The following is a 4,961-nucleotide window of genomic DNA, read 5'->3' as shown; positions in this document are numbered from 1 at the left end:
GTTATTAACATTGTAAGGGACAACCCTTCTTTTTTGTTGCCTATTTTCTATTTACACAAGAATTTATACTGAACCAAAATACTTATAGAAGGAGTTATCTGAATGTGGGTTAAATTCATTTTTGCCTTGATCCCGATCGTCTGGCTGATCATCTCTCTGAAAGCCTTGAAGATGCCTGCGGCCAAGGCAGACGTTATTTCTCTTATCCTGGCAATCATTTTGGCCATTACTGCCTTCCAGTTGCCAGTCGTTGATACTTTGACCGGGACCTTGGAAGGGATCCTGAGCGGCCTGTTTCCGATTGTCTACATCATCGTAGCCGCCATGTTCACCTCCAAGGTAACTTTTAAATCCGGCGCCATGCAAAAAATCCAGGACATGCTCTGTGGTCTGACGACCGACAAGCGGGTCCTGGTCCTCTTGATCGCCTGAGGCTTCGGGGGCTTCCTGGAAGCCATCGCCGGCTTCGGGACCGCTGTTGCCATCCCGGCCAGCATCTTGATGACCTTCGGGATCAACCCGATTGAAGCTTCCGTTATCTGCCTGGTGGCCAACACCACCCCAACTGCCTTCGGGGCGGTCGGCTTGCCAGTCATCACCTTGGCCCAGACTGCCGGCGCAGACGGCGTTTACGTGACTAACCACGGTGGCCGGGAAATCGACGGTGCTCCTGCAACTATCGACGTATTGCCAGAAGTTGTTGAAGCAGTCAACGGCCGCTGCCCGGTTATCTTCGACGGTGGTGTCCGCCGGGGCTCCCATGTCTTCAAGGCTTTGGCTTTAGGGGCTGACCTGGTTGGTATTGGCCGTCCTTACCTTTACGGCCTGGCTTTGGGTGGCCCGCACGGGGTTGCTTCAGTCATCAACGAATTGAACGATGAATTGAAGATCGACATGCAACTGACTGGCTGCAAGACGATTGAAGACGTTAAGCACGCCCGCTTGACTGACTTCCAGTACGCTGGCGACACTAAGCCATCCAGCACTGACCCGCGGGTGTGCAAGCCATACCCAGTTACCGCGGTCAACCAAATCAAGTCTGAACCAGACGCGGCTACTGGTGCTTCACACCACTAAGATTGAACATGTGTCAAGTTTAATAGCAAAAAACGAAGCTACTCACTTTGAGCAGCTTCGTTTTCTTTTCTACAATTTTTTGATTAAGTCAGTAAATTCGTCCAGTCTTTCCGCAAAGACCTTGAAGGCATCTTCCAGGTAGTCGGACTTGGTCATGTCGACGCCGGCCTTCTGCATGATGTTGATCGGGTAGTCGCTGGAGCCGGACTTAAGGAAGTCCAGGTACTTCTCCTTGTCTTCCTGGCTGCCGTAAGTAATCTTGTTAGCCAGGGCAGTCGCCGCGGCAAAGCCGGTCGCATACTGGTAGACGTAGAAGTTGTAATAGAAGTGAGGAATCCGGGCCCATTCCAGGCCGATGTCGCTGCCCAGGCTGATCGCCGGGCCGTAGTACTGCTGGTTGAGCCGGTCGTAGAAGCCGCACAGGTAGTCAGCCGTCAAGGCTTCACCCGCCTGGTCGCTTTCATGAATGAACTTCTCGAATTCCGCGAACTGGGTCTGCCGGTAGACCGTTCCCTTAAAGGAGCTCAAGTAGTAGTTGAGCAGGAAGGCCCGGGTCTTTGGATCCGTCACCCGGTCCAGGAAGTAGTTGGTCAGCAGGTTTTCATTGGTCGTTGAGGCAATTTCCGCGACAAAAATCGGATAGTCCCCGTACACGTATGGCTGGTTTTCCCGGGTGTACATGCTGTGGACTGAGTGGCCGGTCTCGTGGACCAGGGTGTAGAGGGAATCCAGGTCCCCCTGCCAGTTCAAGAGCTCATAGGCGTCGGTGTCATAAGCCCCGCCGGAGTAGGCCCCGCTTTGCTTGTGCATGTTAGCCACGTGGTCGATGCAGCGGTTATTGAAGAGGTAGTCGACGTGTTTGACATAGTCCTCGCCCAAAACCTGCAGGGCCTCTCTGGCCTGGGCCTTGGCTTCAGCGAAAGTGTAGCTGAGGCTTGGCGTGCCCGTGATCGGCACGTACATGTCCCACATTTGCAGGTCGCCCTTCAGGTCCAGGATCTCTTCGCGCAAGTTGACATAGCGGTGGAGGAGGTCCAGGTGCTTGTGGACGCTGGTCAAAAGCTGGTTGTAGACGTCGACAGGGATGTTGTTTTTTGACAGAGCCGCGGCTAAGGCGTCCTGGTAGTGGTGGGCCTGGGCATCAAAGTTGTGGGCCTTGACATTGCCGGCCAAGGTTGAGGCAAAAGTTGACGCGAACTGGCCGTAGACAGCGTAAAGGGCGTCAAAGGCATCCTCTCTGACTTCCCGGTTCTGGGACTGGATCAAGATGTCGTAGTTGGCTTCCGTCAGTTCCACTGCTTCCCCGTCTTCATCTTCAATGTAAGGGAATTGCAAATCGGAGTTGGTCAAGACGTTGAAGGTGTTGGCTGAAGCTGACAGGGCATCCCCGGCCGCCGATACCAGCTTCTCCTCTTCAGCTGGCAAAACGTGCTCTTCCTGCTTGACGATCTGTTCCAAATAGTGCCGGTAGTTTTCCAGTCTTGGCTCTTCCTTGAAAAAGGCGTCCAGGGCCTCTTTCCCCAAGGCTAAAACAGCCGGCTGAATGAAGGCAACAGCTGCCTGGTATTCAGCGGCCAGGCTCTGGGCGCGGGAATTGAGGGCCAGATTCTTCTGGTTGCTGGTGTCGACGTCGCTGGCCATGCTGGCATAGACGTAGATCTTGGACAGGCGGCGGTCAACGGCAAAGATCTGGGTCAAGCGGTCATAGAGGACGGCCGCGCTCTCCGTAAAGCCGTCTTCCAAGGCCGGCAGGGCCTTTACTTCCTGCTTGACTGCTTTAAAGGCGGCCTCCCAGTCCGCCTCAGTCTTGAAGACCCGGGTCAAGTCCCAGGTCTGTTCTTTGGGAACCTCACTGCGATAAGGGATTTCCATACGATACCTCTTCTTTTTCTCATTTCTTTTAGTGCGTTTACGATACTTGATATTCTACTGCTGCAAAAAAACGTGTGCAATGTAGCCAAACCGTAATCTTTGACTACGTATGTCCAAAGACATGAATACAGACATTTTTCTTATTGCCGTCATCACCAGTATTCCGATATCCCAACAAGGGGGTAACCGCATTGACCAGCGCAGGTACCGAAGCACCACTCTTGCAACTTCAGGGAAAGGCTCTCACCAATCCTCGGGTACAGCCAACCCGCATGACTAAGGCCAGGGCCTTAGCCACTAACTCTCCTTTCTTTAAAAATTATAGCGCATGATTTAATTCTGGGTGCTCAGTCAGCGCTAAAAGACTGAGCATCGCATTCTTATCCCGATCTACAACCTTATTGTAGTTTGGGCATTTTTGGTTGTAGCAGACGTACTCATTGTGTTTAGTACCATGCTTCTTGTTTCCGTAAAGGGTGATCTTGTCATCACCTTTTTTGACATTTCCACAAGCCGCACAACGCTGAGTAGACGGATACAGCTTATTTGCCAGAATAAGTTCCTTACCATACCAATCGCACTTGTAGGTCAAGAATTGCTTAAACTTGCCAAACATCGACCGGTGAACACCCTTTGAAGCTACGTGGCTCATCAGCATACCCTTGACTGACAGATTTTCAATCACGATCTTGTCGTAGTTATTGACCAGTTCAGTCGTAAACTTCTGCATCAAGTCGTTTTGGATATTGCTTGCCTTGCGATAGCATGCTTGAAGCTTGGCTTTCGTCTTCAAGTAGTTCTCGCTTTCGCAAGCAGCTTCTCCATTTTTGACTTGCTTTTTGGCAAGCTGCCTTTGATAGTGCTTGATTTTCCCATAAATTTTATCAAGCTTCTTAGGCAATACGTTCATGCGACCTCCCGTGTAATCAAAGTGACCAACATTGACGTCAACCGCGGTAGCTTTACCTGTTTTGTCTGGCAGCTTAATATCTTCAGCCTTGATCTTATACGGGATAGCAACGTAATAACGTCCTTTTTCTTTGAAGTAGCTGACAACGCCAAATTCATCTGACAAAGGCTTTTCACTCAGCTTAAAGCCGCGCCATTGGTCTTTTGGAACGCTACTTTCTTTTGCCTGTTCCAAATAAAGAATTCCATCTTTGATCTTGCTCTGGTCACTTTTGAAGCCTTGTCTGGCTTCCCGCTTTGACCGAAATTTTGGTTTGCCCCAGCCTGGTTGGGCCTTGTCAAAGAAATTGTTCCAAGCCTTACTTAAATCAGAAATTGCCAGTTGCGGAATCCGGGCTGACTGTGTATACTGCCAGTCTTTTTTATCGGCAACTAACATATTACGAACTCTTCGTTCACTCGGTGAAGGCTTGTCTTTAAGCAGCACTTTCTGTTCTTCGGTCAGCTTTTTGGAGTCGGTGGACAAAGAAGATTTAAGTGTTTGTCTTGCCTTATACATTTCATTCCACAAGGCGAGGCCTTGATTCCAGCAATAACGACGGTAGTCACAAGCTTCATCCAAAACTTTTCTCATAGTCTTGTTGGGACGTAGTTCATAGACTCTTGTCTGAATTAATTCTGCCGGTGCTTCTTTTACCTGTTCCGCCATTTGATTTCACCGCCTTTCAGAATTATATCTTTGTTTCGAGGAATATTTTAGCAGGTATTCCTGCTGATTTCCAAACATATGTTTTTGAAGTGTGGGTGAAAGCTGGGATCTATCCTAAAGCAAAGTTCCGGATTTCCCTAAATTAATTGAACTTAGAACCTACCTGTTATCGTTATCTCTTACATATAATCAAACACATTAAGTACGTTTTTCGCCACTAGTATTGTCCTCTCAAAGCGGCTTTTTGCCAAAAAATAAGATAGTCTAAATATTACCACGCCTGGTTCATTAAATGCCTTTTTCATGCGAAAATAAATAATCGCCAATTGCAAGAATAAATTGAACACTTACCATAACATCTGGTAGATTTTGACTATCTACGCCGGTAAATGCG

General features: G+C 49.2%; 2 protein-coding genes and 1 pseudogene. 1 reads left to right on the top strand and 2 read right to left on the bottom strand.

Annotated features, from left to right (window positions below; translation table 11 throughout):
• Positions 1 to 102: 102 nt before the first annotated feature.
• Positions 103 to 1,068 (top strand): annotated as a pseudogene (locus tag FD23_RS11080) (alpha-hydroxy-acid oxidizing protein); the annotation flags it as partial.
• Positions 1,069 to 1,146: 78 nt separating this feature from the next.
• On the opposite strand, the gene pepF reads toward FD23_RS11080, so the two are convergent.
• Together pepF and FD23_RS08110 are read right to left on the bottom strand one after the other, a co-directional pair.
• Positions 1,147 to 2,949, bottom strand: a complete 1,803-nt coding sequence (gene pepF / locus FD23_RS08115; protein WP_025896417.1) for an oligoendopeptidase F — start codon at positions 2,947 to 2,949, stop codon at positions 1,147 to 1,149.
• A gap of 319 nt (positions 2,950 to 3,268) precedes the next feature.
• Positions 3,269 to 4,567, bottom strand: coding sequence for an RNA-guided endonuclease InsQ/TnpB family protein (locus FD23_RS08110; RefSeq protein WP_025896415.1), 1,299 nt, complete (start codon positions 4,565 to 4,567; stop codon positions 3,269 to 3,271).
• Positions 4,568 to 4,961 lie beyond the last annotated feature (394 nt).

The organism is Lactobacillus delbrueckii subsp. delbrueckii DSM 20074 = JCM 1012 (assembly GCF_001433875.1).
Lineage (GTDB): Bacteria > Bacillota > Bacilli > Lactobacillales > Lactobacillaceae > Lactobacillus > Lactobacillus delbrueckii.
Note: the sequence above shows the minus strand (reverse complement) of the source record. Positions and strands in the feature narration are given on the sequence as shown.